Source organism: Bacillus toyonensis BCT-7112 (assembly GCF_000496285.1).
GTDB classification, from domain to species: domain Bacteria; phylum Bacillota; class Bacilli; order Bacillales; family Bacillaceae_G; genus Bacillus_A; species Bacillus_A toyonensis.
On sequence record NC_022781.1, the window covers coordinates 1,694,723 to 1,721,069 of the forward strand.

Annotated in this window: 30 protein-coding genes; 10 read left to right on the forward strand and 20 right to left on the reverse strand. The window is 34.4% G+C overall.

Going from position 1 to position 26,347, the window contains the following annotated elements:
* Positions 1 to 191: 191 nt before the first annotated feature.
* From BTOYO_RS08705 to BTOYO_RS27615, 3 genes are read right to left on the reverse strand one after another with little or no spacing between them, the layout of a single operon-like run.
* The gene (locus tag BTOYO_RS08705) at positions 192 to 1,769 is read right to left on the reverse strand and encodes a recombinase family protein (RefSeq protein WP_023441070.1); all 1,578 of its coding nucleotides are present in this window, start codon (positions 1,767 to 1,769) and stop codon (positions 192 to 194) included.
* The gene (locus BTOYO_RS08710) at positions 1,753 to 3,243 is read right to left on the reverse strand and encodes a recombinase family protein (RefSeq protein WP_238547054.1); all 1,491 of its coding nucleotides are present in this window, start codon (positions 3,241 to 3,243) and stop codon (positions 1,753 to 1,755) included. The genes BTOYO_RS08705 and BTOYO_RS08710 overlap by 17 nt, the downstream gene beginning before the upstream one ends.
* A gap of 40 nt (positions 3,244 to 3,283) precedes the next feature.
* Positions 3,284 to 3,424 carry a hypothetical protein gene (locus tag BTOYO_RS27615; RefSeq protein WP_162148117.1) on the reverse strand — a complete coding sequence of 47 codons (141 nt, stop codon included), beginning with the start codon at positions 3,422 to 3,424 and terminating at the stop codon, positions 3,284 to 3,286.
* 45 nt (positions 3,425 to 3,469) lie between these two features.
* On the opposite strand from BTOYO_RS27615, the gene BTOYO_RS08715 reads away from it, so the two are divergent.
* Complete coding sequence (locus tag BTOYO_RS08715) at positions 3,470 to 3,808, forward strand: helix-turn-helix domain-containing protein (protein ID WP_041488051.1); 339 nt, start codon at positions 3,470 to 3,472, stop codon at positions 3,806 to 3,808.
* A gap of 94 nt (positions 3,809 to 3,902) precedes the next feature.
* On the opposite strand, the gene BTOYO_RS08720 is transcribed toward BTOYO_RS08715, so the two are convergent.
* Positions 3,903 to 4,715, reverse strand: a complete 813-nt coding sequence (locus tag BTOYO_RS08720) for a helix-turn-helix domain-containing protein (protein ID WP_023441072.1) — start codon at positions 4,713 to 4,715, stop codon at positions 3,903 to 3,905.
* A gap of 137 nt (positions 4,716 to 4,852) precedes the next feature.
* Positions 4,853 to 5,167 (reverse strand): hypothetical protein, encoded by a 315-nt coding sequence (locus BTOYO_RS08725; protein ID WP_238547055.1) that lies wholly within the window; start codon positions 5,165 to 5,167, stop codon positions 4,853 to 4,855.
* 118 nt (positions 5,168 to 5,285) lie between these two features.
* On the opposite strand from BTOYO_RS08725, the gene BTOYO_RS08730 reads away from it, so the two are divergent.
* From BTOYO_RS08730 to BTOYO_RS08740, 3 genes are all read left to right on the forward strand, one after another.
* On the forward strand, positions 5,286 to 5,630 hold the full coding sequence (locus BTOYO_RS08730) for a helix-turn-helix domain-containing protein (RefSeq protein ID WP_041488052.1): 345 nt from the start codon (positions 5,286 to 5,288) through the stop codon (positions 5,628 to 5,630).
* A 143-nt stretch (positions 5,631 to 5,773) separates the two neighbouring features.
* Positions 5,774 to 6,073: a hypothetical protein gene (locus BTOYO_RS08735; RefSeq protein ID WP_023441075.1), complete on the forward strand. Its 300-nt coding sequence runs from the start codon at positions 5,774 to 5,776 to the stop codon at positions 6,071 to 6,073.
* A gap of 82 nt (positions 6,074 to 6,155) precedes the next feature.
* A complete protein-coding gene (locus BTOYO_RS08740; RefSeq protein WP_023441076.1) occupies positions 6,156 to 6,524 on the forward strand; it encodes a protein kinase family protein in 369 nt (122 codons plus the stop codon).
* 46 nt (positions 6,525 to 6,570) lie between these two features.
* Here BTOYO_RS08740 and BTOYO_RS28145 read toward each other — a convergent pair whose 3' ends face one another.
* The 5 genes from BTOYO_RS28145 to BTOYO_RS08760 form a co-directional block, all read right to left on the reverse strand.
* Entirely contained in the window at positions 6,571 to 6,699 is a 129-nt protein-coding gene (locus tag BTOYO_RS28145) for a hypothetical protein (RefSeq protein ID WP_274518935.1), read from the reverse strand.
* Positions 6,700 to 6,768: 69 nt separating this feature from the next.
* Positions 6,769 to 9,264, reverse strand: coding sequence for an SIR2 family protein (locus tag BTOYO_RS08745; RefSeq protein ID WP_023441077.1), 2,496 nt, complete (start codon positions 9,262 to 9,264; stop codon positions 6,769 to 6,771).
* Positions 9,265 to 9,336: 72 nt separating this feature from the next.
* Positions 9,337 to 9,519, reverse strand: coding sequence for a helix-turn-helix domain-containing protein (locus BTOYO_RS08750; protein ID WP_023441078.1), 183 nt, complete (start codon positions 9,517 to 9,519; stop codon positions 9,337 to 9,339).
* Positions 9,520 to 9,684: 165 nt separating this feature from the next.
* Positions 9,685 to 10,980 carry a purine/pyrimidine permease gene (locus BTOYO_RS08755; protein ID WP_000792687.1) on the reverse strand — a complete coding sequence of 432 codons (1,296 nt, stop codon included), beginning with the start codon at positions 10,978 to 10,980 and terminating at the stop codon, positions 9,685 to 9,687.
* 98 nt (positions 10,981 to 11,078) lie between these two features.
* The gene (locus BTOYO_RS08760; RefSeq protein WP_000219581.1) at positions 11,079 to 12,320 is read right to left on the reverse strand and encodes an amidohydrolase family protein; all 1,242 of its coding nucleotides are present in this window, start codon (positions 12,318 to 12,320) and stop codon (positions 11,079 to 11,081) included.
* Between the two features lie 189 nt (positions 12,321 to 12,509).
* Between BTOYO_RS08760 and BTOYO_RS08765 the strand changes: the two genes are divergently transcribed.
* A complete protein-coding gene (locus tag BTOYO_RS08765) occupies positions 12,510 to 12,695 on the forward strand; it encodes a PspC domain-containing protein (RefSeq protein WP_000038412.1) in 186 nt (61 codons plus the stop codon).
* Between the two features lie 68 nt (positions 12,696 to 12,763).
* Here BTOYO_RS08765 and BTOYO_RS08770 read toward each other — a convergent pair whose 3' ends face one another.
* Positions 12,764 to 13,336 (reverse strand): helix-turn-helix domain-containing protein, encoded by a 573-nt coding sequence (locus BTOYO_RS08770; protein WP_000658047.1) that lies wholly within the window; start codon positions 13,334 to 13,336, stop codon positions 12,764 to 12,766.
* Between the two features lie 100 nt (positions 13,337 to 13,436).
* Here BTOYO_RS08770 and BTOYO_RS08775 point away from each other — a divergent pair, with 100 nt between their 5' ends.
* Positions 13,437 to 14,402, forward strand: coding sequence for a DMT family transporter (locus tag BTOYO_RS08775; RefSeq protein WP_001201663.1), 966 nt, complete (start codon positions 13,437 to 13,439; stop codon positions 14,400 to 14,402).
* 141 nt (positions 14,403 to 14,543) lie between these two features.
* Entirely contained in the window at positions 14,544 to 15,209 is a 666-nt protein-coding gene (locus BTOYO_RS08780; RefSeq protein ID WP_000913214.1) for an aquaporin, read from the forward strand.
* A 59-nt stretch (positions 15,210 to 15,268) separates the two neighbouring features.
* Here BTOYO_RS08780 and BTOYO_RS08785 read toward each other — a convergent pair whose 3' ends face one another.
* From BTOYO_RS08785 to BTOYO_RS08795, 3 genes are all read right to left on the reverse strand, one after another.
* Positions 15,269 to 15,700: an Rrf2 family transcriptional regulator gene (locus tag BTOYO_RS08785; protein WP_000512996.1), complete on the reverse strand. Its 432-nt coding sequence runs from the start codon at positions 15,698 to 15,700 to the stop codon at positions 15,269 to 15,271.
* Between the two features lie 118 nt (positions 15,701 to 15,818).
* Positions 15,819 to 17,045 carry an ABC transporter permease gene (locus BTOYO_RS08790; protein WP_001224994.1) on the reverse strand — a complete coding sequence of 409 codons (1,227 nt, stop codon included), beginning with the start codon at positions 17,043 to 17,045 and terminating at the stop codon, positions 15,819 to 15,821.
* 2 nt (positions 17,046 to 17,047) lie between these two features.
* Positions 17,048 to 17,932 carry an ABC transporter ATP-binding protein gene (locus BTOYO_RS08795; RefSeq protein WP_000058105.1) on the reverse strand — a complete coding sequence of 295 codons (885 nt, stop codon included), beginning with the start codon at positions 17,930 to 17,932 and terminating at the stop codon, positions 17,048 to 17,050.
* Positions 17,933 to 18,274: 342 nt separating this feature from the next.
* Between BTOYO_RS08795 and BTOYO_RS08800 the strand changes: the two genes are divergently transcribed.
* Positions 18,275 to 19,102, forward strand: a complete 828-nt coding sequence (locus tag BTOYO_RS08800; protein WP_000782780.1) for a 5'-nucleotidase, lipoprotein e(P4) family — start codon at positions 18,275 to 18,277, stop codon at positions 19,100 to 19,102.
* Between the two features lie 29 nt (positions 19,103 to 19,131).
* Here BTOYO_RS08800 and motB read toward each other — a convergent pair whose 3' ends face one another.
* Both motB and motA read right to left on the reverse strand, forming a co-directional pair.
* Positions 19,132 to 19,917, reverse strand: coding sequence for a flagellar motor protein MotB (motB, locus tag BTOYO_RS08805; RefSeq protein ID WP_001256739.1), 786 nt, complete (start codon positions 19,915 to 19,917; stop codon positions 19,132 to 19,134).
* Positions 19,907 to 20,701: a flagellar motor stator protein MotA gene (gene motA / locus BTOYO_RS08810; RefSeq protein ID WP_023441079.1), complete on the reverse strand. Its 795-nt coding sequence runs from the start codon at positions 20,699 to 20,701 to the stop codon at positions 19,907 to 19,909. The genes motB and motA overlap by 11 nt, the downstream gene beginning before the upstream one ends.
* 264 nt (positions 20,702 to 20,965) lie before the next feature.
* On the opposite strand from motA, the gene BTOYO_RS08815 reads away from it, so the two are divergent.
* A complete protein-coding gene (locus BTOYO_RS08815; RefSeq protein ID WP_000720189.1) occupies positions 20,966 to 21,745 on the forward strand; it encodes a M15 family metallopeptidase in 780 nt (259 codons plus the stop codon).
* A 38-nt stretch (positions 21,746 to 21,783) separates the two neighbouring features.
* On the opposite strand, the gene BTOYO_RS08820 is transcribed toward BTOYO_RS08815, so the two are convergent.
* From BTOYO_RS08820 to sdhC, 4 genes are all read right to left on the reverse strand, one after another.
* The gene (locus BTOYO_RS08820; protein WP_000822752.1) at positions 21,784 to 22,230 is read right to left on the reverse strand and encodes an acyl-CoA thioesterase; all 447 of its coding nucleotides are present in this window, start codon (positions 22,228 to 22,230) and stop codon (positions 21,784 to 21,786) included.
* 90 nt (positions 22,231 to 22,320) lie between these two features.
* The gene (gene sdhB / locus BTOYO_RS08825) at positions 22,321 to 23,082 is read right to left on the reverse strand and encodes a succinate dehydrogenase iron-sulfur subunit (RefSeq protein WP_001291830.1); all 762 of its coding nucleotides are present in this window, start codon (positions 23,080 to 23,082) and stop codon (positions 22,321 to 22,323) included.
* On the reverse strand, positions 23,075 to 24,868 hold the full coding sequence (gene sdhA / locus BTOYO_RS08830) for a succinate dehydrogenase flavoprotein subunit (RefSeq protein ID WP_000676745.1): 1,794 nt from the start codon (positions 24,866 to 24,868) through the stop codon (positions 23,075 to 23,077). Before sdhA ends, sdhB begins: the two co-directional genes overlap by 8 nt.
* A 13-nt stretch (positions 24,869 to 24,881) precedes the next feature.
* Positions 24,882 to 25,508: a succinate dehydrogenase cytochrome B558 gene (gene sdhC / locus BTOYO_RS08835; protein WP_000678354.1), complete on the reverse strand. Its 627-nt coding sequence runs from the start codon at positions 25,506 to 25,508 to the stop codon at positions 24,882 to 24,884.
* A gap of 299 nt (positions 25,509 to 25,807) precedes the next feature.
* Between sdhC and BTOYO_RS08840 the strand changes: the two genes are divergently transcribed.
* Positions 25,808 to 26,257: a YslB family protein gene (locus BTOYO_RS08840; RefSeq protein ID WP_000042215.1), complete on the forward strand. Its 450-nt coding sequence runs from the start codon at positions 25,808 to 25,810 to the stop codon at positions 26,255 to 26,257.
* Positions 26,258 to 26,347 lie beyond the last annotated feature (90 nt).

Genomic DNA, 26,347 nt, shown 5'->3' on the forward strand with positions numbered 1-26,347 from the left:
AAGAAGTAGTAGTGGTATACCATTCCTACTCTTTTACCGAACAAAATTTTCCCTTGTTATAATACCTTCACCTTTTCACCGAGAAAAATTCAATCTTTGAAACTAGCATATTTCTAGATACTAAATATGACATGTCCATATTTTTGATATTAGGGAACAATAAAAAGCAACTTCAATCTTTGAGTTGCTTTTTATTGTTCTAAATTTATTTTTAAAATATATTCTGTTTTCCCATTCTGATCAATTATAATTTTATCAATTAAATACACTAAAAATTGACGAACTTTTTTAACATCTGTTTGTATATTAGCAAATTCTATTTGGAATGCCTGTAATACATTTTTCTCTAAAATCCTTCGATTTGAATCTACTTCTTCAATACGTTTCACTTCTGCTTCTTTTTTTGCAATCAATTCTTCTGACCCCTTAATTTCATGCAACAAATGCACACGGTAATCGAGCATTACATCTAATAATGGATCAATTTCCGGATCAGCTTCCACTAATCTTTTCTTTCGATTATATAACACGTCTATTTCTCTTTCCGTATCTTTAATCCAAACAAGGGAATCATTCACCTGTCGTTTCAAACGTTGAATTTCCTTTTGAATCCGCTTTATGTCTTTCTCTAAACCTCGTTCAATCTCATACATAAGTTCTGTTTGAGATTTGGAAATGACTTTATCCGTAACCTCTTTCATAACACTATCAAAAACTAATGTATGCAATTCGTCTGTTGGAAACCAAATCTTACATGTTTTATTTGAACACATATATTTTTTCATTCCATATTTCTTGCCATTATTCCCTGTGGTTTCCTGATTTTTAGGTAAAAGGGGATGATCACAATTTCTACAATAAATTAAATCGCGTAGAACATATCCTGTTTTAAATTGTTTAGGGGGTAATTCTTTATTTCTTTTTTTCTCAAACAAATGAAAAGTAGCAAACCACTCTTCTTGAGTCATAATAGGCGGAATGTCTTTACATTGCGCCATCTTCCACTTTGATAAATCTTCAATACTATTCCCCGATCCAGATTTTAATCTCCCAAATGTAACATATCCTGCATAGATTGGATTGGTCAAAATTTGTTTTACCCTTTCTTTCCTCCAAATCATAGTATTTGTTTTTTCCTTTTGTTCATTTAATTTTTTTGCAATACCTGCAAATCCTTCTCCACTTTGATATAGCTGATAAATCTTTAATACGATTTCTTTTTCGTCTTTCAAAACGGAAAACTTTTTTGTCTTTTCGTCCTGCTCATACCCAAACGGAACCGGTCCTCCCATCCACTCACCGTAGTCAGTTCTTTGTTTATATGCATCTTTAGTACGAGCACTAATTCGCTCTACTTCATAACGATTTCCGCCTTCTCTAATTAATTGGGTAATAATATCACGTTCTGTATAGATTTCTGCTGTACTCGTTAATATAACGTCTGTATCTGCTCCCTTCATAATTAGTCGAATTTGCGCATGTTCAAATTCAGACCGCGCCAGACGATCATCTGCATACGTAATCACAAAATCATATTTTTCTTGTTCCACATCTCTTAATAACTCCATCATCTTCGGACGTTTTATTAGTTTCTTTTTAAATGCTGATTCTCCATGGTCTACATATTCCTTCACGATTTCACATTCATAATTTTTGATAAACTCATATACATGATGTCTTTGAGCATCGATGGTTTGACGATCGGATGAAACCCTAGCATAAAAAGCACCCTTTTTCCCCTTCTCTAGAACATCACGGACTGTCTTCACATGTATGCACCTCTTGATAATGTAAAAATGGATGTTTAAAAATAATTTCATAACTGTGCTTATCTACAATTACGGTAAAAATCAAATCTTGAAACAATTCTGCACCTTTATAACCTGGTAAAGAATCTAATACCAATTTCTCATGGATATTATCTTTCAACTCTTTCAATACATTAGGTACTTTTTTTAATACATTAAGCTTTAATTCTAACTCTTCCTTTTCATGTTTATGATCTTGAAAATGCTGATAAGAACCAAGTAACTCTTTGTGCAACTTATCATTTTTCTTTTCCGTTAGCCACCTTTGTACTTTTGTGTGTACTGTCTTTTTCTTTTTATCTAAACGTTGTGTATGCGCCTGTATGATTCGTTCCATTTCTTTTACATTGTTTTTATAGTAGCGTTGAAATAAACAATCAAAATCCTTTTCTCTCAAATTAAGAAAAAAATATTTCATTTGTTCAAACGATTTTTGTTCGATATATTCCTTATCAATATACAACCGATGTTCTTTGCATTGATATCCTATTAAAAATGTATCCCCTTGCCGTTTTACAACTCCCTCTAATTGTCTCTTACAATAGGAACATTGCAGGAGTCCTTCCAGACGATACAGAATATCTTCCTTAACAAATTCCTTTTTCATTTGTGTAGAACCACGCTTATTTAATATTCGATTTAGTTTTTCTTGTGCGGCTGCCCATTGATGCGGTTCAATTGGTATTGTACCTTCTAACTGTTGTTCTTGTTGGACTCCTTTCAATCGAATACTGTATACACCCATATAAAATGAATTTTCCAGTGTACGCCTAATATCTTGCAGTTCCCAAGGAGTTCCTTTTCGTTTCTTAAAACCTTTCGCATCTAAACTTTCTTTTATTTGTTGCAAAGATATACATGTATCATCCAAAAATTCATTAAAAATAAACATCACAACATCAATTTCCTCGGGTATCATTTCAATTGCTTTTGTTTTTTTATTATTTTCGAAACCATATGGAAGCCGACTTACTGCTTTTCCTGCATTAAACTTACTCTGACGCATCGCATCAAATCGTTTATTAATTTGTTCACCTTCATGCTGCGCAAATCCAGCCATAATTACTTCTAAATAACGATTCATAGGTGTGTATTCCAGTACAGGTTCTCCAACAGTCGTAAAATGAACTTTTATCTGTTTCTCTTGAAGGAGTTCGTAAATTTCCATATACTCAATTACGTTTCTTGCTAACCGATCTCTTTTATACAAAATTAAATGTTCAATTTCGTCATTTCGAATGGCTTCCAGTAAGTTTTGCAAACCTGATCGTTGATTCATATGTACAATTCGAGCTGATACATATGGATCTTTGTATTCGTAATCCAGTTTCATATAGTGATCTCTGCAATATGCCTTTGCATAATATTGCTGCATTCTAACAGAGTGTTCTTGCTTTTTAGAAGAACTACGGTAATAGGCGACTGTCTTTTTCAATACAACCAGTCCTTCCATTTTGTTGTGCTTACAATGTATGCTAATCTAGCTTGTCCATAGAATCATTTTGTTTCATCACTTCTACTAAAAGTTCAACATATAATTGAAACCATTTTTCTGCCGCTTCAGGATCATGAATATATGAAATAGATCTAAGTTGCAGTTTCTTTTGTACAGTCATTAGATTCATCTCCTTTCAAAATAAATAACATTGGAGGAATTAATATTGATCACTCAATTAGGACAAACCATTCGCAATTTACGAAAACAAAAAGGAATTTCTCTTCAAGCTTTTGCTGAAAAAATAGAAGTCTCTCCGGGATATTTAAGTAATCTTGAAACCCAAAAGACAGATACTATTTCTTTAACCTTGCTTGCAAAACTTAATGAGGAATTTGATTTATTTCCTTCACTGAATCATACAAATTCCCCTCACCATGAACTACATTTCCGTCTAGATCGCATGTGCGAGCTACTGAAAACGCTACATGATACCAATCCCGAGTTAGCCAATTATTTTATTTCTCACATTGAACAAGGGCTGATATTATTTCAAAAGGAATAGTCTCTTTATGGTCATTATTACCAATCTAGTACCCTTTATTCATTTTAATGAAATTATTTTATAAAAATGAATAAACCATCATAAAAAAGAGAGCCTATTTTCCCAAAACGGCTCTCTTTTCCATATCATTCAATAACCTTTCAATTACTTTATTATAAAGACGATTCACTTGTGTAGAGCTCTCACCTGTTTGTTGATAAATATACTTATCCCCATCCTTTATTATCCCCAGATTTTTATCTTCTTTTGGAAATACAAAATTACAAAACTCTTGATACACTTGCTGCTCCTTCTCCTCTTTAAGCGGGTATGGACGCTCAGGAAAAAGTCGTTTAAACTTTGCTTTTAATAATCCTCGAAATGTTCCTTCATCCAAATTTTGAACCCTATCGTTAGCTACGCTTTTGGGTTGGTGTCTTTTTCTAATCACTGCATCAAGTTTTTTCACTCTTTTTTGTAATGACTTATATTCTCCTGCTGCTTGTTCATATGTATCTTTCATCAATTGATTCTGTATTTTTAATTCTTCTACCTCGTCATGCATCATTTGCAACACCTCATATAAATAATTAATATGCTCACTCATTTTACTCTTTCTTCCTTCCATGTATTCAACTTCTCCTTCTGTCTTATTATGAAATAAAGCTTGTACTTGTTGTTTTACATCGTTTATATCTTGAATGAGGTGTTGATATTCCTGCAAGATTTGGCGTAATCCTGGGCGTTTCTTATCAATAAACTCAAATAAATCTTCTTCACGAATACTCCATCCCTCCTTCCGATTATCTGATGGAACTGCTGCAATTTCTAACTTCCGAAGCCAATCCGTAAATGTTTTATAACTTACCTTTATATAGTTTTCTTCTAAAATCTTCATCGCTTCTTGAACATTAATCCACCTTGTCATATTCCACCTCACTTCATGTCTCTAATAATGTTATGAATGTCATATAACAGATATAACTACACAAAAGTAACATTAAAATAAAAAATAGGATTTAGCTCTCTTCCAAGCCAAATCCTATTTACATAATCACACTATTGTTATCTTGTTAATTTTGATTCGTTCTTTCTTAAATCCATAAATTCTTGATAAATAATACCCGCTTCGGTTTCTGTGTGAACATCAAAGCTCCAATACATTTCGGATCTTAACTCATCTTCATTTATTTCTATTTTATTTCCTAGCTTTTCAACTACCTCTAAGACATCTTCATTCCATAATTCTTCTTTTAATGTTTGATTTAACACCTTTTGAGCTATATCCATTGCCTGAAATATACCATCTAATCCATACCCCATCCTACTTACTCCCATTACAATGTACCCAATCGCTTCTGCATCTTTCAAAAACCTCACTCCTTCCACTATTTCATTTTCATAAAAATCATTTATAAAAAGTCTGTTTTCTTTACCTACTGCATATACTTTTAAAAATATAACATTTGTTTAAAAACTAACTAAGGGAGGTATTTACTTGTTGCAACATCTCGGGCAAACCATTCGAACATTGCGAAAGCACAAAGGAATTACACTAAATGAGCTTGCAGCAAAATTACATGTTTCACCTGGTTATCTCAGTAATTTAGAAACAATGAAAACCGATACTGTTTCACTTGCATTTCTAGAACAAATACAAGAAGAATTGAACCTGTTCCCTGCTCTCACCCAGGAAACAGATTCCATAAACCATGAACTTGATTTTCGTTTACAACGGTTATGCCAAGTATTACAAAAAACTCATGATGAAAACTCAGAATTGGCAAATTATTTCATGTCCCATATCGAAAAAGGTTTAGAAATATATCAGCAATCTCAATAATTTCCCTACTCTCATTATGAACAACTTGTCTACCTATTATTCATTATTATGAATTTGTTTTATAAATATGAATAAATTCATAAAAAAAGGAGAACCTTTATAAAAAGAGGTTCTCTTTTTTCTAATTAAGGAGCTGAATATATATGAAAAAAGAATTGGTACAAGTAGTTGAAAACTATATAGATTGGATACACATCCAATTTGAAGATGGTGGCAATTTTATTGGGGATGATTACATTGACTCTATTGAAGACATGTTTCAAGAAACTGGTATTTCATACAATCAAGATGATTTAAAACAGACTATGCAAGAAATTGTTCATTCCCTGAGTAAGAAGTATGGAAGTAATAATGTTTTTTACGGATCTCCAGAACATACAATTCTGATTGGTAATCGATACGTGACAATCTATAATCAATTAATTGTACTAATCAATCATTAAATATAATGACTTCTTTATTTTCGTAACTTCATATGAGGTGATTGTTAGAATACAATTTTCTTTTTTAGGAGGTACTAAGCAAATGAAGCTTATCACATTAAATAATGGAATAAAGACGAAAAAATATCCAGACATTAAATCCCTTATCGATTTCTTTGAAACAGCAAAAAACTATGGATTTCTGTTCTACACTGCAGATTTAAAAAAGTTACCTCTAGATGAATATTTTCATATTTACCATCATTCAAGTAAAGGTAGTGGCGGGTATCAGCAAGCTTTCCCGATTCCCAGCACGTTATACCATTCTTTAAAAATTGATCATTATTCACTTAAATGGTTAAATATCTTTTATCAATTATATTATCAAGATTCCCCTCCACCGCCTTGGCAATGGAAATCTTGGGATTCTTATATAGGTGAAAAGTATGTATGGATTTATAAAACTGAATAATCATTTCTCCTATGCCATCCTCTTCAGAGAAATAAAAAACTCCTGATTAATCAGGAGTTTTTTTGTCTTGCTGTTTTATAAAATACATTTTTAAAGCTTCTAGAAACGCTTCTTCAATTTTTATCGTACCGTATATTTCATTACCTAATTTAAGTGAAGAAGATTTCGAAGTCATGATTAATCACCTCATGACCACTATATGAGCAAATTTTCATGGGACAATCCTAAAATTTAATCTTAATCTTTATCCATTTATTATAGAGGGCATACTAACCTCACTATACATAAAATCTTGGACAAACCATTCACCTTTGGCTTTAGCCTTATCTAATCTTTCACTTAAATTACATCCTTTAGGATCTTCTATTAATTGATGCCTTAGCAACCATCCTATCACCAAATCCCCTTCTACATCATGTGATTCAGATAAATTCCCCCACCAATTCAATATACTTCCAACCTCTTGAGGAGATACTTTATTTAATTCTTTTATAAGCTCATCGGCTTTTAACCAATATTCTAAATCCCATTTATTTTGAACTAAATATAAGGCTTTATTAACAACTGCAAAGGCATTCTTATTTTCAAGTCCTTTTTTTAATAAATCGTCTATAGTATACTTCTCATGAGTATACTCAATTTCTTTTCTCCTAATCATGTAAGAAAGATTTATACCTGCTATATCACTTCCAAGTTCAAACGCTTCCCAAAATCCCCCAAAAGCCCCACTGTAATCCTGATCATTATATAATTCCAAAGATTTAGTAACTAAAGCATTACACATTGCACTTGTATATTTTTCCTTTTTATCGGTATTATCACAAATTGAAACTAATGTATCACAAATATCCGTAACATTTTGACGCTCAATTCCTTGTACATTAATGATTCTTAGCTTCCTATCCAATAAAGTGATAAGTAAATCTTTTACAATTTCAACTTTTGAATTCATGAATTCTTTTTCAAATTGAGATATCAGTTCCAATGCTTCAGAATCATTGTCTCTACTTAAATACAACGCTATTTTCCTAAATAATCCTATAGCATGTTTTTCCTCATCTGTTTTATAAAATAAATCAATATGTTCTGTATAAACCTCTTCCGCACCAGTAAAATCTTTCATTTTTTCACGAATCGTACCTAATTTTAATAATGCATAGGAAATGTCATTATAATTTTCAGGATTATTTATTTCTTTTAAGTTAGCTACTAACCCTTCATAGACACTAATTGCTTCTGATAACCTATTTAAATCTGTGAGCAATTCACCTTTAATAATATGAGCTTGAATTAATGTCATCCCTTGATCTTCAAAACTTGTAAACATATTTAATGCTTTATCAATAATTTCTAATGCTTTCTCTAATTCATCTAAATCTTTATGTAATTCAGCTTTTAAAACGTAAATTGGTAAAGTTGCCTGTATAAAATCATTCATTTTTTCTGATTTAATACTTATACTTGCTAAAGTCTCTTCAAAAAGTTTATATGCATAAAGTGCTTCTCTTTTCTTGTCCTTATCCTCTGTATCTACATTTAAAATTATTGAAATCAATACTTCAAGCAGTTCCAGCCTATTCCCTTCCTTTAGGTTATTTATATTTATAGAATCCAATAATTTCAATGCTTTATCATATTGAGATCTACGAACAAACTGCCTAGTCGTTTGGAAGAAATTATAATCAGCCGTTTCCTCAGGTCTACTCTCTTCAAGTTTTTTGATTTTTTTCAGTTTCTCTACTACATGACCCAGAAAAAATGCATCGTTAGTATCACCAGAAGCTGGATTATTCCCACCAATAAACTTTATAAAAAATTGAATTGGATCGCTAGTAATCTCTGGCTCAGGTAAATCTAATTGACTTATTAGCTTATCAAAAATAATATTTGCATCTAAAACTTTATTTTTTTGCAATTGCTCGGTAAAAGGAGCATCTTCCAATCTTTTTTCACTTGGCACAATAAATACAACATCATTGTGATATACAAGCCAATCAGGTAGATTTTGATAACTATCATAATTATAACAAAACCAATATAAATTGTAAGGTAAACGAGTTTCAAGTCGTTTTTTTAGTGATGTCATAATAACATCATTTTCCCAACCACTATATCCAACTACGATAGGCGATCTGGTATCAGCTATCCTATCAAATAGCGATGCCATGGTGCTATTCGTAGTATTTGAAGCTTGGTTCCTTTCATTAATTTCATTCGTTAAATTACAGCAATCGTAAGATAAATATGTACCATGTACATGGACAATTTGAGTATCAGTTCTTTCTACATTGACTTTAAATGATGTGCCTGGGTGGTCACAAACAATATGTTTTATATTAAATAAAGTGAGTGCCCTGGATAAAAAATCATCAAAATTAGGGGTCACTACAATATTCCCTAAGTTCCCTGCTGATAAAAGATGTGCCAATTTAAAATTAGCAGTTGTAATATTTTGGTTTTCAATTAACTCTCTAAAAAAATTTTGACGTGAAATTGAGTGTGGAAACGCCTTTTGTAACCATTTAGAATAATCGTCCGCACCATTTCCACCTAAGGTATTGCCTTCTTCATCTTGAACTTTTAATTTTTTCTTGCACTTATTAATTATTTCACTAGCTAATGGTACCGAATCAGACGATATCCCCGCACCTACTATAAAGAAAAAAGGATTTTCAGTTTCTTCAGTAGCACAAATCAATTCTCGAACTGCTTCATCTACATTTATTTTTCTAACAGTCATATCTCTTCCCCTTCTGCAATTCTGTTTATTAAGTTTATTATATAATAGATCTAGGTAAAATTTACATTTTAATTATATGTATTTTGATTTGCAAACACTACACATTACATTTGAGATGTGGTTGCGAACTGTCTTTTCACTTATAAAAAGTTCACCTGCAATTTCTTTCGTTGTTTTATCTTGAACCAGTAATTCAAATACTTCTCTCTCTCTCTTTGTGAGTAAAGGTTTAGATTGATACGCTTTTTCCTTCAACTGGTATAACCCTCCTTGCTTAAGCCAGAGCTGTGTATGTGTAAGTTGGGTGTTTATTTAGTCAAGATATTGTATGAACGAAATGTGCAGGTGGTGAATAAAAATGGGCTTTATTTCCTATGTTATTTTAGACTTTTATACAGTGCGGACACTCTTTTTATCCATTTACTTTCCAGTACGCCATATTTGTTCTAGCAATATACTTACAACTGTACCTACAAATAAACCATTCCCGAATATATATTGCATAACAGACGGCAATGATTGGAGTGCTCCAGACGGTAAAAACATAACGCCGCTGCCAAATAATACTGCAACGCCTAAAATCGTTATATTCCTTTCACTCATCGGCACTTGTTTTATATTATTAAATCCAATTCCAATTAACTGTACGAACGAAGCCATTAACACTGCAGATGCGACAGCGGATGGCAACGATGCTAAGTAACGAATAATACTCGGAAACAGCGACATTACGACTAGTAATATGCATGCTAGTAAGAACGATCGTATATACTTTTGTTTTGTTAAACGTATAAATCCCGCTGTCGCCGGTAGCGGCACGACACCTACAGTTGAAAATACGGAAGAAATGATATGTGAAATCCCTCCAACCCACGTACCATCCTTCAACTGTTTTTGTTCAATAGTCGCTTTATGAATCGTAGCTTGATTAATCGCTATAATAGCTGCCACTGTATTTGAAACTAAAATACATACCATAACGAAACTCGATACAGCCATCCCTGTATTCCACTTCGGAAGACCCCAAGCAAATATTTGTGGAAGTTGCACAAAATGAGTTACTTGAGATGGGATTGTCACTTTCCCTGCAATGAGAAAAATAATCCACCCACTAATTAATCCTATTAAAACGGCATAACTTTTAACGAAACCTTTTCCAAAATTAGATAGTATAATAACGAACAGAAATATACCAAACGCGATTATTGCTGTAAATCCATCAATTTGAGAAATAGTAGCTGTAATTCCTAGCATTCCTTTTAAAAATACACCACTTAATTGTAAACATAATAAAAGTAAAAACGTCCCTGTCACAACCGGCGTAAATAAAAATAAAATACGTCCAATAAAACCAGTTACTCCTAATCCTATTAAAATAACACCGGAAATGATCATTCCTAATTCCAAAATTTGCAGTGTACTATGTAATTGATCCTGTCCGGCCGTTGCATAAGCAAGTACGGTAAATACACCAACCCAAGATCCAGCTGGCCCATCCGCAATTGGTAGTCTATGTCCAATCCATCCTTGTAAAAAAGAAGATATACCAACTACAAAAAACGTACGCTGCATTAAATAAAATATTTCTTCCGTCGTAAGATGAAATAACCCACCAACGACAATTGGTAGTGCGATTGAATTCGCTAATAAAAATATAAACCATTGCAAAGTTCCCATAATATGATTTTGGTTATGTTGATTGTCCAAATTTTTCATCCCTTCTAGCTTTCCTATACGAAATATATTGTAAGAATAAAAAAGAAGAGTTCTATATTCTCAATTAGAACCCTCCTCAAATTATTTAAACGATTCTTCTACACAAGATTATTTAATTCCACCTCATTTAAACTTCCAACAACAATATCCCCTTTATACACGACTAAACGCTTTTCTGTTTGACACGCTACCGCTTCAGCAGTACATGTTGCATTCGTTAAAACAAAGCTCGCTTCATCTCCTACATTTGGCCAAGCTCGTTTCCCTTCCTTGTTTAACGTTTCTTTTCCTCCCGTAATAAAGCGAAGTGCTTTTCCTAAAGACCTTTCGTCACTCCACCCAAAACGCTCTGCTAATCGATTTGCCTTTTGAAGCATATCGCCAGTTCCAAACGGCGACCAATGATCTGTAATACTATCATTTCCTAATGAAACTTTAACACCTTTTTTATCTAATAATGGAATTGGAATTACTTGTTTACCAATTGGCACCGTTGAAGTAATATCAATATTTAAAGCTGCTAGTCTTTCTGCCACTTCTTCAGCTTCTTTATCAGTAACACCACCAAGTCCAAGCGCATGACTAATTGTTACACGACCTTGCCACCCTGCTTCTTCTGTTAAGCTTGCCAACCTCTTCATCGTAAACGTTCCTAGATTATTCGCATCATGCAAATGAATATCAACATCTGCATTAAATTCTACTGCGATATCCATAATCGTATGTAATGATTTTTCGATATCATTATCCACTGTAGCTGGATCCACTCCACCGACTAGATTCGCACCCATACGCATCGCATCTTTCACAAGTTGTACAGAATTACTGCGCAATAATCCATGTTGCGGAAAAGCAACGATTCTACCAGACATCCGATTTTTATATGTTTCTAATGCAGCTAACGTCGCCTCCAAATTATGAAGTCCAATAATTGGATCAACATTACAATGCGTTCTAATATTCGTTGTACCATTTCGAAGTAGTAACTCTAGCATATTTTCCGCCCTGTCTTGAGCAGTTATTACTTGCTTTGGCAAAATCTTCTCTTCCTCATTAAAACGTGTAAAAATACTGTCTGCTGGCATACAAGCTTTCCAAGGCCCACTATAATATGTTTTATCAATATGAATATGCATCTCTTCGAAAGACGGCAAAATTAATAAGCGATTCACATCAAGAGTTACTATCCCTTCCTCTTGAACAATCCCTTCTATAATTTTTTTAATTCGTCCATCTTCAATGAGTAAACTACATAATTCTGTTTCTGTTCGTGAAATTGCCCCTTCTTCATATGTATACCTTGATTCAAGCATTACATTAGTCAACCAATATACTGTCATTTCTATTTCCCCACCCTTTATTAAAAATCGCCTCATACCTCTTACTATAAGTTTAATATCCGCTGAAAATTAAGACAATTAATATGATCGTTTCTCTAAAAAAATGTAATACAACCTCATAGTCTTCTCATAAATTTCCATATAGAATAGAAGTATATAGCTTCATATAAAAAAGGAGTTGATCGTTATATGTCAAAAAAATTATGTAAATCCGAAACTGATAAAATGCTATTTGGTATATGTGGTGGTTTAGGAGAATATTTTGATATTAGTTCTACTCTCATTCGTATCCTTTGGGTCATTGCTATTTTATGTTTTGGAACGGGATTTTTAGTTTACTTTATTTGTTTATTACTTATGCCACGTTCGTACTAATGGCATCACTTCCTATACTTAAGAAGAGCATATAAAAAATCACCTATAGAATTCTATAGGTGATTTTTTCATGAAGAGTATTTCATCGTTAAATGTAATACAGCCACTTCATCGTCTTCATTTTTATAGCTATGTTTCTTATTCGCTTCAAATTGAATGGAGTCAAACTCGTTTAATTCGTATACATCATTCTCCACTTGAATGGATACTTTCCCTTTCATTACCGTTACAAGCTCAATAGCACCTTCATGATGAGCTTCCGGTTCATATATACTATTCGCTCTTAAACAAGCACGGTGCATTTCCATCCCTGTTTCTTTCGTGTAACGGAACATCGTTTCTAAATGCCATGCTTGTCCTACATCTACTGCAAATCCTTCTCCGCAGCGCGCAACAGCTACAGGTTCTCCAACAACCATTAATCTCGATAAAGGTATCGATAACCCTTTCGTTATTTTCCAAATGACAGCTAACGTTGGATTCGTTTCACCTCTCTCAATTTTCCCTAATGTTAATTTACTAACTCCTGTTTTTTGGGCTAATTCTTCTAAACTTAATTTTTGTTCATTTCGAATTTGTCTTAATAGCTGACCTACTTGCTGAATGACTTCTTTCGTTTGCATATCTTCATGTTCTTTCATCTATAAAACCACCTCAAAGTATAAAATAGTTTACTTTTATTATCTTAAAGTATATTATACTATACATAATTATTTATTTCCAAAAGGAGTGTTATATTTCATGCGTGCAATATTATTAGGCCTCTTATCATCAGCCTTTTTTTCTGCAACTTTTATTATTAATAGAGCAATGAATGTATCTGGAACGAGCTGGGCTTGGACAGCTTACTTCCGCTTTTTATTCGCTCTCCCTATTTTATTCCTTATCGTTTTATTTCGCAAAAACTTAGGTGGGTTATGGGCAGAGTTAAAAAAACATCCATTCGCATGGATCGGATGGGGTTCCGTTGCAGGGATTGGTTTCTATTCTTTATTAAGTTTCGCAGCTGTCTTCTCTCCGGCTTGGCTCGTTGCCGGAACTTGGCAAGTTACGATATTAGCAGGTTTACTTTTATCACCACTATTTTTCGTAAAAATAGAAACGAAGTCAGGTACAAAACTTGTACGCGGAAAAATTCCGCTTCGTAGTTTATATGTAGCATTATTTATTTTACTAGGTGTAATTTGTATGCAAACAACTGCAGCTGGACACATTACAATAACTCAGTTCATTTCAGGGTTTTTACCTGTCGTATTAGCTGCTTTTTTATATCCGTTCGGCAACCGAAAAATGATGGAACTTGTGGGGGGACGTCTTGATACATTCCAGCGTGTATTAGGAATGGCAATAGGCAGTCTTCCTATTACAATTTTACTTGGTATATACGGATTTTCTACTACTGGTATTCCAACATCCAGCCAAATGCTGCAAGGATTTTTGTTAGCTTTATGTTCCGGCGTCATTGCGACGATGACATTTTTCTTTGCCACTGACTTAGCAAAAGACAACCTCGCTTTACTTGGTGCCGTTGAAGCAACACAAGCTGGAACGATGGTCTTTACAGTACTTGGTGAAATTGTGTTCTTGAACGGTTCATTCCCTGGTGGCCTTTCCCTATTTGGAATGATTATTATTATGTTAGGAATGGTTGCAAATAGTATTTTAAACCGTTCTGTTCCAGTCATTAAACAGAAAAAGTCAGCATAACAAAAGATATGGTTCTTCTTCATAGAACCATATCTTTTTTATTGTCCCCCTATTTCGCCTTATCAGAATAGTATTTCATTGGCTGTTTATACGAAAACCTATGTTATAATACGTTTCATGCGCATTAATAGGAGGTAAATTATGTTAAAAAAAGCAATCGCTGAATTTATTGGTACATTTGTACTTGTATTATTCGGAACTGGAGTAGCTGTCACTGGCGGCGGAATTGAAGGAATTGGAACATTAGGAATCGCTATGGCTTTCGGTCTATCTATTGTAGCTATGGCATATAGCATTGGAACAATTTCTGGATGTCACATTAACCCAGCAGTATCGGTAGCTATGTTCATTAACAAAAGAATGAACGCTATGGAACTTTGTTATTATGTATTAGCTCAAATTTTAGGTGGTTTATTAGGAACTGCAACGTTAGTAACGATTTTACGCTCTGCTAAAACACCTTTAGATAATTTAGGACAAAATGGTTTCGGAACTCTTGGTTTATCTGGAGCATTTTTAGTTGAGTTCGTTTTAACTTTCGTATTTATTTTAGTTATCATGGCTGTAACAGGTAAAAAAGGAAGTTCTTCTTTAGCGGGACTAGTAATTGGTTTCACATTAGTTTTAATTCACTTATTAGGAATTCCTTTAACTGGAACATCTGTTAACCCTGCTCGTAGTATCGCACCAGCTTTATTTGTTGGTGGAGAAGCACTTTCTCAACTATGGGTATTCATCGTAGCACCAATTCTTGGTGGTATCGTAGCAGCTATCGTAGGTAAATTCATTTTAAATACTGAAAAATAGAATTTTCAATATTTCTGAATAAAAAAAGGCGAGCCCTCATTATGAGGAAGCTCGCTTTTTTATTCTTTTATTTTAGACTTTAAATTTGTAACTAATTGCTCTACCGTTACATTTGCAAGTACGTTTTCCATCGCTTCTTGCGCTTGCATTAAAATAATTTCTAATACTGATTGAATATTAGCTCCTACTGGACATTCAATGTTGGGATTTTCATGGAAGGAAAATAGATGTCCTTCTTCTACAACTTCCACTGCTTTATATACATCAAGTAATGTAATTTCTTCTAAATCACGAGCAAGTGTCGTACCACCTTTACCGGCTTGTACATCAACAAGTCCTGCTCTCTTCAACATTCCTGTAATGCGACGAATCACAACTGGATTTGTATTCACACTACCAGCAATCCATTCAGAGGTACAGCGAGAGTTTCGATCTATCGCAAGTAAAGTCAACATATGAACACCTACTGTAAAACGACTACTAATTCCCATCTGCACACCCTCCTTTGTATTCATTCTATTAAAAGACAACTCTTACTATTATATACTATTTTTAATTTATACATAAAGAAAAAGCATGATTTCAATAGAAAATCATGCTTTTCTCTCATTATTGACGCTTAATAAATTTTGCTAAATCTTTAAATTTCACTTTGTCTGAGTAATTCATTACACCATTTACATAGATACGACTTGTAACAGCGTTTAATATACCAATCGTCGCCAATAAGACTACTAATGTTATCGTAATTTCTAACATGCCTGCTTCACCGGCTACAATACGTGAGAAGGTAACCATCGGTGTAAAGAACGGAACGTAAGAACTTACAACAACGATAGTACTATTCGGATCACTTAATGATTTAATACTAATGAAGAATGCAGCCATAATTAAAATCATTATCGGGAAAGATACAGCTTGTAAATCCTCCGTCTTAGAAACAACAGCGCCAGCTGCAGCGTACATCATCGCATAAAGTAAATATCCCGTAATGAAATAAACAAGGAACATACTTATAACTTTTGCATCTAATTTTGTAAAGTCAATTGGAATTCCAAATAATGAGGCGTTTTCTAAATCGACCCACCCTAACAAATAAGGAATAAGATAACCGCACGCTAATATGACCAGTTGTAATAAAGCTGTTGAAACAACTGCTAATATTTTCGCATACATCATCGTAAGCGGTTTTACTTTCGGCAGCATGACTTCCATTACACGTGACGCCTTTTCTGATGCAATATTCATTGCAATTGTATTTCCGAACGCGACAATAAACATATATAAAGCAAATGTAAAGAAATAGGCAATTCCGAAAGAAGAAGAGCGATCTTTTATTGCTTCTTGTTTCACTGAAATTTCAGTTTGCAATTGCTGTGCAATTTTTGGTGAAACATTATGCTTTGCAATTGTCACCATTGTATATTGTTGTTTGAAATAACTTGCCATGATTGCAGAAGTTGCTTGGCTAGGAAATCCATTATACATATACGTAACCTCTGGAGCTCCATTCTTTTCTATTACATGAAACAAGCCATCCAGCTCACCGTCTTCTACTTGTTTATGCAGTTTATCAAAATCTGCTTTTGAACCAACCGTTATTTTTGCTGATGGTAATAGCTTAGTTAACTCTTCTTTTTGTACGTTGTATGTGGAACTTTCTGTTACAACTGCAATTTTATCTTTATCCTTACTTTTATCATTCCCTGAAGTAAAATGATTAAATGCAAAAATCCCAAATACAACTAAAAATAATATAGCACTCGTAATTAATGATTTTTTAGATAAAAACGCTTCTCTAAAATAAAATGAAAATACATGAGAAAATTTACGCATCGTTATTTCGCCCTCTCTACAAAGATTTCATTTAACGTCGGCTCTAACATTTTAAATTGGCGCAAGGTAACACCTTGTTCTTGCAATTGTTGTAAAATCTTTAGAGCTTCTGCATCGTCTTGTACTTTTATATAAAGAAGGCCTTGTTGTTTTTCATATGAAACATGTATAGCTTCTAATCCCTTTTCATTCTCTGCTGTATCTTCAATCGTTAAATTACGGAAACCATATTCTTTCTTAATATCACTTAACTGTCCTTTGACAACTGCTTCGCCTTTTTTCAAAATACATACATGTTGGCAAAAAGCTTCTACTTGTTCCATACGATGACTGGATAAAATAATTGTCTTCCCGCTCTGTACTTGTTCTTCAATAATGCTAGCTAACATCCCAGCATTGACTGGGTCAAGTCCGCTAAACGGTTCATCTAAGATGAGAAGTTCAGGATTATGAAGAAGAGCAGCAATTAATTGAATTTTTTGCTGATTCCCTTTTGAAAGCTCTCCTGCCGTTTTAAATTTGTATTCTGGAATTGCTAATCGCTCTAACCAGTGGTCAATGGCAAGATCTACTTCTTTTTTCGTCATTCCTTCTAATCTACCAAAATATCGTAGCTGGTCTATTACTCTACTTTTTGTATATAAACCTCTTTCTTCTGGTAAATAACCAATCGTTACCCCACTAGTCCCAAATGATTTTCCATCCCATGTAATAGAGCCTTCATTAGGCGTTAATAATCCGAGAAGCATTTTGATTGTAGTTGTTTTCCCTGCACCATTTCGTCCAAGTAATCCTAGCACTTCACCTTTTGGTAACGAAATTTGCAAACCGTTAACTGCTTTTGATTCCCCAAATAGTTTCGTTAAGTTTTGAATTTGTAAACTCAAAGTATAAAGCCTCCCCTTTATTATCATTCGTACTCTCTTTCAAAGATTATGTTTATTTAGGATAAAATATAGCACTACGCTTCATCCTCTTATATATAACATTACCTTTAATCCATCATTTGTTCTATTTAGTTAAAATTGTAAATAATAAAGGTTAATTTGTCAATTATAATTGTCATTACGACAATAAAACCTGTCAAAATGACTATCATTATTTTGCTCATCTTTCTAATATAGGACACACTACTATATATACAAAAGACAATATGCAAATGTTCATAAAAAATTTTTATATTTTAATATATAATATAAGATGATTTTCTAACATCAAGGAGGATACATATGAAGATGAAGAGGGGCATTACCACTTTATTATCTGTAGCGGTTCTATCTACATCGCTTGTAGCATGTTCAGGAACGACAGAGAAAACAGCGGCCAAAGAAGAAAAAGTAAAATTAACAGAACAGCAATTAATGGCTGATTTATGGTATCAAACAGCTGGCGAAACGAAAGCACTTTACTACCAAGGGTACAATATCGGTCAATTGAAGCTGGATGCAGCTCTTGCAAAAGGGACAGCAAAAAAACCTGCTATCGTACTTGATTTAGATGAAACTGTTTTAGACAACAGTCCTCATCAAGCAATGAGTGTAAAGACAGGAAAAGGCTATCCTTACAAATGGGATGATTGGATTAATAAGGCTGAAGCTGAAGCCCTTCCAGGCGCAATTGATTTCTTAAAATATACAGAGTCTAAAGGTGTAGATATTTACTACATCTCAAATCGTAAAACGAACCAACTAGATGCAACTATTAAAAATCTTGAGCGCGTAGGTGCTCCTCAAGCAACGAAAGAACATATATTATTACAAGATCCGAAAGAAAAAGGGAAAGAGAAACGCCGTGAACTCGTTTCTCAAACACATGATATTGTCTTATTCTTCGGTGATAACTTATCTGATTTCACTGGTTTTGATGGTAAATCGGTAAAAGATCGCAATCAAACAGTTGCAGATTCAAAAGCACAATTTGGTGAGAAATTCATCATTTTCCCTAATCCAATGTACGGTGATTGGGAAGGCGCTTTGTATGACTATGATTTCAAAAAATCAGATACGGAAAAAGATAAAGTCCGTCGTGACAACTTAAAATCATTTGAAGCAAAATAAAAGAGGATGGCATTTGCCATCCTCTTTCTTTATTGCATATTTCTCGTTAAAGGTAAAATAAACACTTCTACACGTCTATTTTTTGCTTTTCCTTCCGGTGTATCATTTTGTGCAATCGAACGGTATTCTCCATAACCAATTGCACTAAATTTTCCTGGTTGCAAATCTTTATTTTGAAGTAATACCTGCATAAAATTAACGGCACGCTGTGTACTTAACTCCCAGTTTGATGCAAACTGAGCATTTGCGATAGGAACAGTATCTGTATGACCAGATACTGTAATCTCACGAGGTGATGCGGAAACAAGCAGGTTAGACATCTCTTTTGCAATCCCTAACGATTCTAATTTCACATCTGCTTTCCCCGAGTCGAATAGTACATTTTCTAATATTGTTACCATTAATCCTTTTTCAGTTAAATCGGTTTTAAAAGAAGACGATAATTGCTTTTCCTCAATATATTTATCAATACCTTTTTGTACCGCTTTTAATTCATTCATTTCTTGCTGCTTTACTTCAGCCTCAGCATTCTTTTTAATCTGCTCAGATTCTAAACTATTTGCTGACAACTCTTTCTCTTCATTCGGCTTCTGGTCACTTAAAAACTCTTTATTTCCTGTTCCACCTGCTAGTTCACTCCGAAAAGCTACTGCCATCTGTTTAAACTTCGCAGCATCTATACTACTCATTGCGAATAATACGATGAATAATGCAAATAACAACGTTAACATATCAGAATACGGAATTAACCACGTTTCATCGATATGCTCATCATGTTTTTTCTTTTTACCTCTTCTATTTTTTTTACTCCGCATTTTTTTCTGCTCCTATTTCTAGCTTTTTACGCTCAGTTGCAGAAAGTGCACCTAAAATACGGTTCTTCATAATAAACGGATATGTACCTTCTTGTAACATTAATAAACAATCAATAATTAAACGTTTTTTCTCGATTTCAGCTGCAGATTTTTGCTTTAACTTATTTGCAAATGGATGCCATAGTACATAACCTGAAAAAATACCAAAAATCGTTGCAATAAACGCACCTGAAATAGCATGTCCTAACTTGTCAATATCAGTTAAATTACCAAGCGCAGCTACAAGACCAATAACAGCACCTAAAACCCCTAATGTCGGTGCATACGTACCAGCTTGTGAAAAAATCGCCGCTCCTTTTGCATGCCTTTCTTCAATTGCTTCTAATTCAGCTTCTAAAATCTGCTCTAAATCTTCTGCGGATACGCCATCAATCACAAATTTCATACCACGTAAAAGAAATTCATCTTGAAATTTGTCTAATTGTTGCTCTAAAGACAAAATACCGTATTTTCTACTTTCAGATGTCCAATGAACAAATAATTCTAGCAACTGTTCGTAACTTAAATCCTTTTTATTTGAACCAAAAAGAACTTTAAATAATTTTGGAACCCTTTTTAGTTGATTCATCGGAAATGCAATACAAACTGCGGCAAATGTACCGATGAAAATAATTAATGCTGCGGCAGGATTCAATAAGGCTGTTACGTCAGCGCCCTTGACGACCATCCCTACTACTACCGCTACAAATCCTAAAATGAGTCCAATAATTGTTGCAAAATCCATTCTCATTCACTCCTAGTCTATACAAGAAGTTCTTTATTCTCGATAATCGCTACATCTTCTTATGTATATATATTACATAAAAAATTCAATTCATGAAAGATAAGAAATGAATTATATGAAAAAATACTACAATTTCACACATTTTCTGACATTTTCTTTGCATTTTCATTACGTTACGGCTCTTATATTTCTTTTTCAACAAACTAAACTTATAATAAAAACAATACATATTTTATTAAGAAAGGACTGTGATTACAAGGCATCATGAAAAAAATAATAATTATTTCTGCCGCTACTATTGTAATCGGTATCACATCTTTCGCTTATTTCAGTTCTGAATCACCATTACAAAATGGGGCGAAAGCTGTCGAAAGTCAAAAACATAGTAATCATCCAAAAGAAGAGATTCCTGCTTTTCCAAAAGCTGATCATAATGAAAAAAAACTAGATGATAATTTTTCCGTTGTAACAAATCCGGATTCTGCTCTTGTATTAGTCAATAAACATCGTAAATTACCAGATGGGTATATTCCAGAAGATTTAAAGAAACCGAACGTACCATTTACTAGTCCAAAAGATAAAGAGAAAACATTACTTCGTAAAGATGCTGCAGATGCGCTTGAGAAAATGTTCCAAGCAGCGAAAAACGAGGGGATAGAACTTACAGCAGTTTCAGGTTACCGTTCTTACAAACGTCAACAGTCATTACATAATACCTATATTAAGCGCCAAGGAAAAACTGAGGCTAATTCGGTAAGTGCAATTCCAGGAACAAGTGAGCATCAAACTGGTCTAGCAATGGATATTAGCTCAAAATCTGCTAAATTCCAATTAGAACCAATCTTTGGCGAGACAACAGAAGGGAAATGGGTTGCAAAACACGCCCATGAGTTTGGATTTGTCATTCGTTATTTAGAAGATAAAACAGAAACAACAGAGTACGCATACGAACCATGGCACTTACGCTACGTTGGTAATCCATATGCCACATACATATATAAACACCATCTAACATTAGAAGAGGCAATGAAGGATAAAAAATAAGAGAGCGATTCGCTCTCTTATTTTTGTATTCTCTTCTATTATTTTAGTAATTTCATCTTCCATTCTTCAGGCCATGGCTCGCCTCTTCCTGTTTTTTTCGATGCTTGTACCATCATACCGCGTCCAACTAAACAAACTTCCCCTTCTGCATTTTTGACCATATAGTGCAAATCTAAAGAAGAATTCCCAACTGTTTCTGCCTTTACATATACTTTCAACTGCTCATCAAAATATATTTGTTTGATGAAATTACATTGTAAATCTGCAACAACGATCATCGTTTCTGATGATTCATTTGTCCATTCTTGCATAAATCCAAGTTCTTTAAACAATGCGATACGTGCTTCTTCAAAATATGTAAAAGCAATGACATTATTTACATGTCCAAACATATCTACTTCACCGAAACGAACTTTTACAGGATTGTAAAACGAAAAACCACTTTCCCATTTCTTAAAGTCTTCAATATAAGAAATTCTCTTCATCGTTTTCTCTCCTTTTCAATTACTAATATACAGAATAAACTGAAAAATAATCTTATAAATATTGCCCCTTCAAATGAAGAGGCATATTTATTAATAGTTATTATCGCTACCAAAGAAATCTTTGAACGATTGAATTGTTGTATCACGGTTTAATGCTGCGATTGAAGTTGTTAATGGAATACCTTTCGGACATGATTGCACACAGTTTTGAGAGTTACCACAGTTTGCAAGCCCTCCATCTCCCATAATTGCACGTAAGCGATCTGCTTTGTGCATTTCACCTGTTGGATGCGAGTTGAATAAACGAGCTTGTGATAACGGTGCTGGTCCAATAAAGTCAGATTTACTGTTTACGTTTGGACATGATTCTAAGCAAACACCACATGTCATACATTTTGAAAGCTCATAAGCCCATTGACGTTTCTTCTCCGGCATTCTTGGTCCTGGACCTAGGTCATACGTACCATCGATTGGAATCCAAGCCTTAACGCGTTTTAATGCGTTAAACATACGACTACGGTCAACTTGTAAATCACGTACAACCGGGAATGTCTTCATCGGTTTTAAGCGAATTGGCTGTTCTAATTGATCAATAAGCGCTGTACATGATTGACGTGGTTTTCCGTTAATAACCATCGAGCAAGCGCCACATACTTCCTCTAAACAGTTCATATCCCATGCAATCGGAGTTGTTTGGTTCCCTTTTGAATCAACAGGATTACGGCGAATTTCCATAAGTGCCGAAATAATATTCATATTTGGACGATATGGAATTTCAAACTCTTGGTCAAACTCTTGTGCATCTGGTCCATCTTGTCTCGTAATGATGAGGCGGATTGTTTTCTCAGACATGTTGCTTATCCCCCTTCTCTTCACCCTTAGCAGCTACATCATGTTTTGAAGAATAGTCACGTTTACGTGGTTTAATTAATGAAACATCCACTTCTTCGTAATGGAATGCTGGTGCATTTCCTTCTCCCTCAAATTTTGCCATTGTAGTTTTTAAGAAGTTTGCATCATCACGATTTGGGAATTCCGGTTTGTAATGCGCTCCGCGGCTTTCATTACGGTTATATGCCCCAATTGTAATAACACGAGCTAGCTCAAACATATTTGCAAGTTGACGTGTAAATGAAGCACCCTGGTTACTCCATCTTGCTGTATCGTTAATGTTAATGCGTTTGTAACGCGCCATTAACTCTTCAATTTTTGCATCTGTTTCTAATAACTTTTTATTTTCACGAACTACTGTAACGTTATCTGTCATCCATTCTCCCAGCTCTTTGTGAAGAACATATGCATTTTCGTTACCATCAAGCGTTAAAATATTGTTAAATTTCTCTGTTTCGATTAATTCATTTTGCTCATATACACTAGAAGAAACAGCATCAGATGATTTAGAAAGACCTTTCATATACTCAATTGCGTTCGGTCCTGCTACCATACCACCGTAAATTGCTGATAATAGTGAGTTCGCACCAAGGCGGTTACCACCGTGCATAGAATAATCGCACTCACCTGCTGCAAATAAACCTGGAATGCTTGTCATTTGCTTATAATCAACCCATAGCCCGCCCATTGAATAGTGAACCGCTGGGAAGATTTTCATTGGTAGTTTACGAGGATCATCTCCTGTAAACTTCTCATAGATTTCAATAATTCCACCAAGTTTAATATCTAGTTCTTTCGGATCTTTATGAGAAAGATCTAGGTACACCATGTTTTCACCGTTAATACCTAGTTTTTGCTCTACGCAAACATCAAAGATTTCACGCGTTGCAATATCACGAGGTACAAGGTTTCCGTAAGCAGGATATTTCTCTTCTAAGAAGTACCATGGCTTACCATCTTTATATGTCCAAACACGCCCACCTTCACCACGTGCAGATTCACTCATAAGACGTAACTTATCGTCTCCAGGAATTGCCGTTGGATGGATTTGAATAAACTCACCGTTCGCATAATATGCACCTTGTTGATATACAGCAGACGCTGCTGTACCTGTATTGATAATAGAGTTAGTTGATTTTCCAAAGATGATACCAGGGCCCCCTGTTGCCATAATCACGGCATCAGCTTGGAAACTTTTAATCTCCATAGTTTGTAAGTCTTGTGCAACGATTCCTCGGCACACACCTTCATCATCAACAACAGCTCGTAAGAAATCCCAACCTTCATATTTCGTTACAAGTCCTGCTACTTCGTGACGACGTACTTGCTCATCTAATGCGTATAGTAATTGCTGTCCAGTTGTTGCACCAGCAAATGCTGTACGGTGATGTTGTGTTCCACCAAAACGACGGAAATCAAGAAGTCCTTCTTCCGTACGGTTGAACATAACACCCATACGGTCCATTAAATGAATAATACCAGGTGCTGCTTCACACATTGCTTTAACTGGTGGTTGGTTCGCTAAGAAATCCCCACCATAAATTGTATCGTCAAAGTGGATCCATGGAGAATCCCCTTCACCTTTCGTATTTACGGCACCGTTAATTCCGCCCTGAGCACATACAGAATGTGAACGTTTTACTGGTACTAATGAAAACAGTTCAACATTTACTCCTGCTTCTGCCGCTTTAATCGTTGCCATTAAGCCAGCCAAGCCACCGCCGACTACTATAAGTTTCCCTTTCATGCTCTCCCACTCCTTACTGGTTTGCTAGCTGTGGATCGATGAACGCTAATAATGCACTCACACCTACATAAGATAGACCTAAGAAAATAGCTAATGTTACATAAGTAGAGATTCTTTGTGAACGTGGAGACACTGTAATTCCCCAGCTAATGCAGAATGTCCATAGTCCATTTGCAAAGTGGAAAATTGTTGAAACAACACCAACTAAATAGAATGCAAACATAGCTGGATTGTTTAAAATATCTGCCATCATATCGTAGTTTACCTCTTTACCTAACATTGCTTGAATACGAGTTTCCCAGACATGCCAAGAAATGAAGATCAGCGTAACGATACCTGAAATTCGTTGGAAGACGAACATCCAGTTACGGAAATAACCGTAAGATACCGCATTGTTCTTAGCTGTAAATGCAATATATAAGCCATATATAGCATGGTACAGTATAGGTAAAAAGATGATGAAAATTTCTAGCGCATACCGGAATGGAAGGAGCTCCATAAAGCCTGCAGCTTTGTTAAAAGCCTCTGCTCCTCTTGTTGCAAAGTTGTTTACAATTAGATGTTGCGTCAAAAAGACACCAACCGGGATGACCCCCATTAATGAGTGCCACTTACGAAACGTATACTCGCGGCCTTTCATGTCCCCATTACCCCCTTGAATGTTTGACTGCTGTTTTCAGATTAATTTACAACAATAATGTTTTTTCACTATTGGCATAAGAAAAACTGAAAAAATTATTCGAAATATTTCAGCATAATTTGATACCAAGTTCATTTTACTCCTATTTTTGTCGAAGCGTCAAGAAAACGTATACATAATTTGCATATAATTTGCCAATTCTTTTTTTCTTCTTATATATTCAGATTTTCCTAAAGAAAAATCTGTTTTTATAAATGAGAAATGTTATATAATAAGCCCTATAGAAAGAGGGGAATATTGTGAGCAAAAATACAATCGATATAACATCTTTAGAAGATGTTTCATTGAACGCCTTCGCTTATGAATTGCTACGTGAAGAATTACTACCTGATTTAATTGGTAACGATTTAGATGGTATTTTATACTGGTCCGGTAGAAACCTTGCAAGAAAATATCCGCTAGAAACAATTGAAGAAGTCATTCAGTTCTTTGAAAAAGCTGGTTGGGGCACTTTAAGTATTATTGAGCATAAACGTCGTGAAATGCAGTTCCAACTTAAAGGCACTCTCATTGCTGAACGTCAAAAACAAAACAGACATTCTTCTTATCAATTAGAAGCTGGATTCATTGCTGAGCAAATTCAGAAGCAACGAAACGTCGTAGCAGAGTCATACGAAGAAAAGAAAAAACGTTCAGACTCTATTACATTTCTTGTGAAATGGGATATAAAAGATCTCATTGAAGTGTAGCCTTACCTACAGTCAACTAGACATATAAGTTTAGTTGACTTTTTTGTATTTTCATTCAGATGCGTTTATTTTAAATCTTCAGAAATTATA

Bases quoted from the DNA above. Each gene is read 5' to 3' on its own strand.
- sdhB (WP_001291830.1), bottom strand. From the start codon at position 23,082: ATGTCTGAGAAAACAATCCGCCTCATCATTACGAGACAAGATGGACCA.
- BTOYO_RS08800 (WP_000782780.1), top strand. From the start codon at position 18,275: ATGAAGATGAAGAGGGGCATTACCACTTTATTATCTGTAGCGGTTCTA.
- BTOYO_RS08765 (WP_000038412.1), top strand. From the start codon at position 12,510: ATGTCAAAAAAATTATGTAAATCCGAAACTGATAAAATGCTATTTGGT.
- BTOYO_RS08770 (WP_000658047.1), bottom strand. From the start codon at position 13,336: ATGAAAGAACATGAAGATATGCAAACGAAAGAAGTCATTCAGCAAGTA.
- BTOYO_RS27615 (WP_162148117.1), bottom strand. From the start codon at position 3,424: ATGACTGTACAAAAGAAACTGCAACTTAGATCTATTTCATATATTCAT.
- motA (WP_023441079.1), bottom strand. From the start codon at position 20,701: ATGGATTTTGCAACAATTATTGGACTCATTTTAGGATTTGTAGCGGTA.
- sdhA (WP_000676745.1), bottom strand. From the start codon at position 24,868: ATGAAAGGGAAACTTATAGTAGTCGGCGGTGGCTTGGCTGGCTTAATG.
- sdhC (WP_000678354.1), bottom strand. From the start codon at position 25,508: ATGAAAGGCCGCGAGTATACGTTTCGTAAGTGGCACTCATTAATGGGG.
- BTOYO_RS08780 (WP_000913214.1), top strand. From the start codon at position 14,544: ATGTTAAAAAAAGCAATCGCTGAATTTATTGGTACATTTGTACTTGTA.
- BTOYO_RS08775 (WP_001201663.1), top strand. From the start codon at position 13,437: ATGCGTGCAATATTATTAGGCCTCTTATCATCAGCCTTTTTTTCTGCA.
- BTOYO_RS08785 (WP_000512996.1), bottom strand. From the start codon at position 15,700: ATGGGAATTAGTAGTCGTTTTACAGTAGGTGTTCATATGTTGACTTTA.
- BTOYO_RS08740 (WP_023441076.1), top strand. From the start codon at position 6,156: ATGAAGCTTATCACATTAAATAATGGAATAAAGACGAAAAAATATCCA.
- BTOYO_RS08745 (WP_023441077.1), bottom strand. From the start codon at position 9,264: ATGACTGTTAGAAAAATAAATGTAGATGAAGCAGTTCGAGAATTGATT.
- BTOYO_RS28145 (WP_274518935.1), bottom strand. From the start codon at position 6,699: ATGACTTCGAAATCTTCTTCACTTAAATTAGGTAATGAAATATACGGT.
- BTOYO_RS08720 (WP_023441072.1), bottom strand. From the start codon at position 4,715: ATGACAAGGTGGATTAATGTTCAAGAAGCGATGAAGATTTTAGAAGAA.
- BTOYO_RS08815 (WP_000720189.1), top strand. From the start codon at position 20,966: ATGAAAAAAATAATAATTATTTCTGCCGCTACTATTGTAATCGGTATC.
- BTOYO_RS08755 (WP_000792687.1), bottom strand. From the start codon at position 10,980: ATGAAAAATTTGGACAATCAACATAACCAAAATCATATTATGGGAACT.
- BTOYO_RS08820 (WP_000822752.1), bottom strand. From the start codon at position 22,230: ATGAAGAGAATTTCTTATATTGAAGACTTTAAGAAATGGGAAAGTGGT.
- motB (WP_001256739.1), bottom strand. From the start codon at position 19,917: ATGCGGAGTAAAAAAAATAGAAGAGGTAAAAAGAAAAAACATGATGAG.
- BTOYO_RS08760 (WP_000219581.1), bottom strand. From the start codon at position 12,320: ATGACAGTATATTGGTTGACTAATGTAATGCTTGAATCAAGGTATACA.
- BTOYO_RS08790 (WP_001224994.1), bottom strand. From the start codon at position 17,045: ATGCGTAAATTTTCTCATGTATTTTCATTTTATTTTAGAGAAGCGTTT.
- BTOYO_RS08735 (WP_023441075.1), top strand. From the start codon at position 5,774: ATGAAAAAAGAATTGGTACAAGTAGTTGAAAACTATATAGATTGGATA.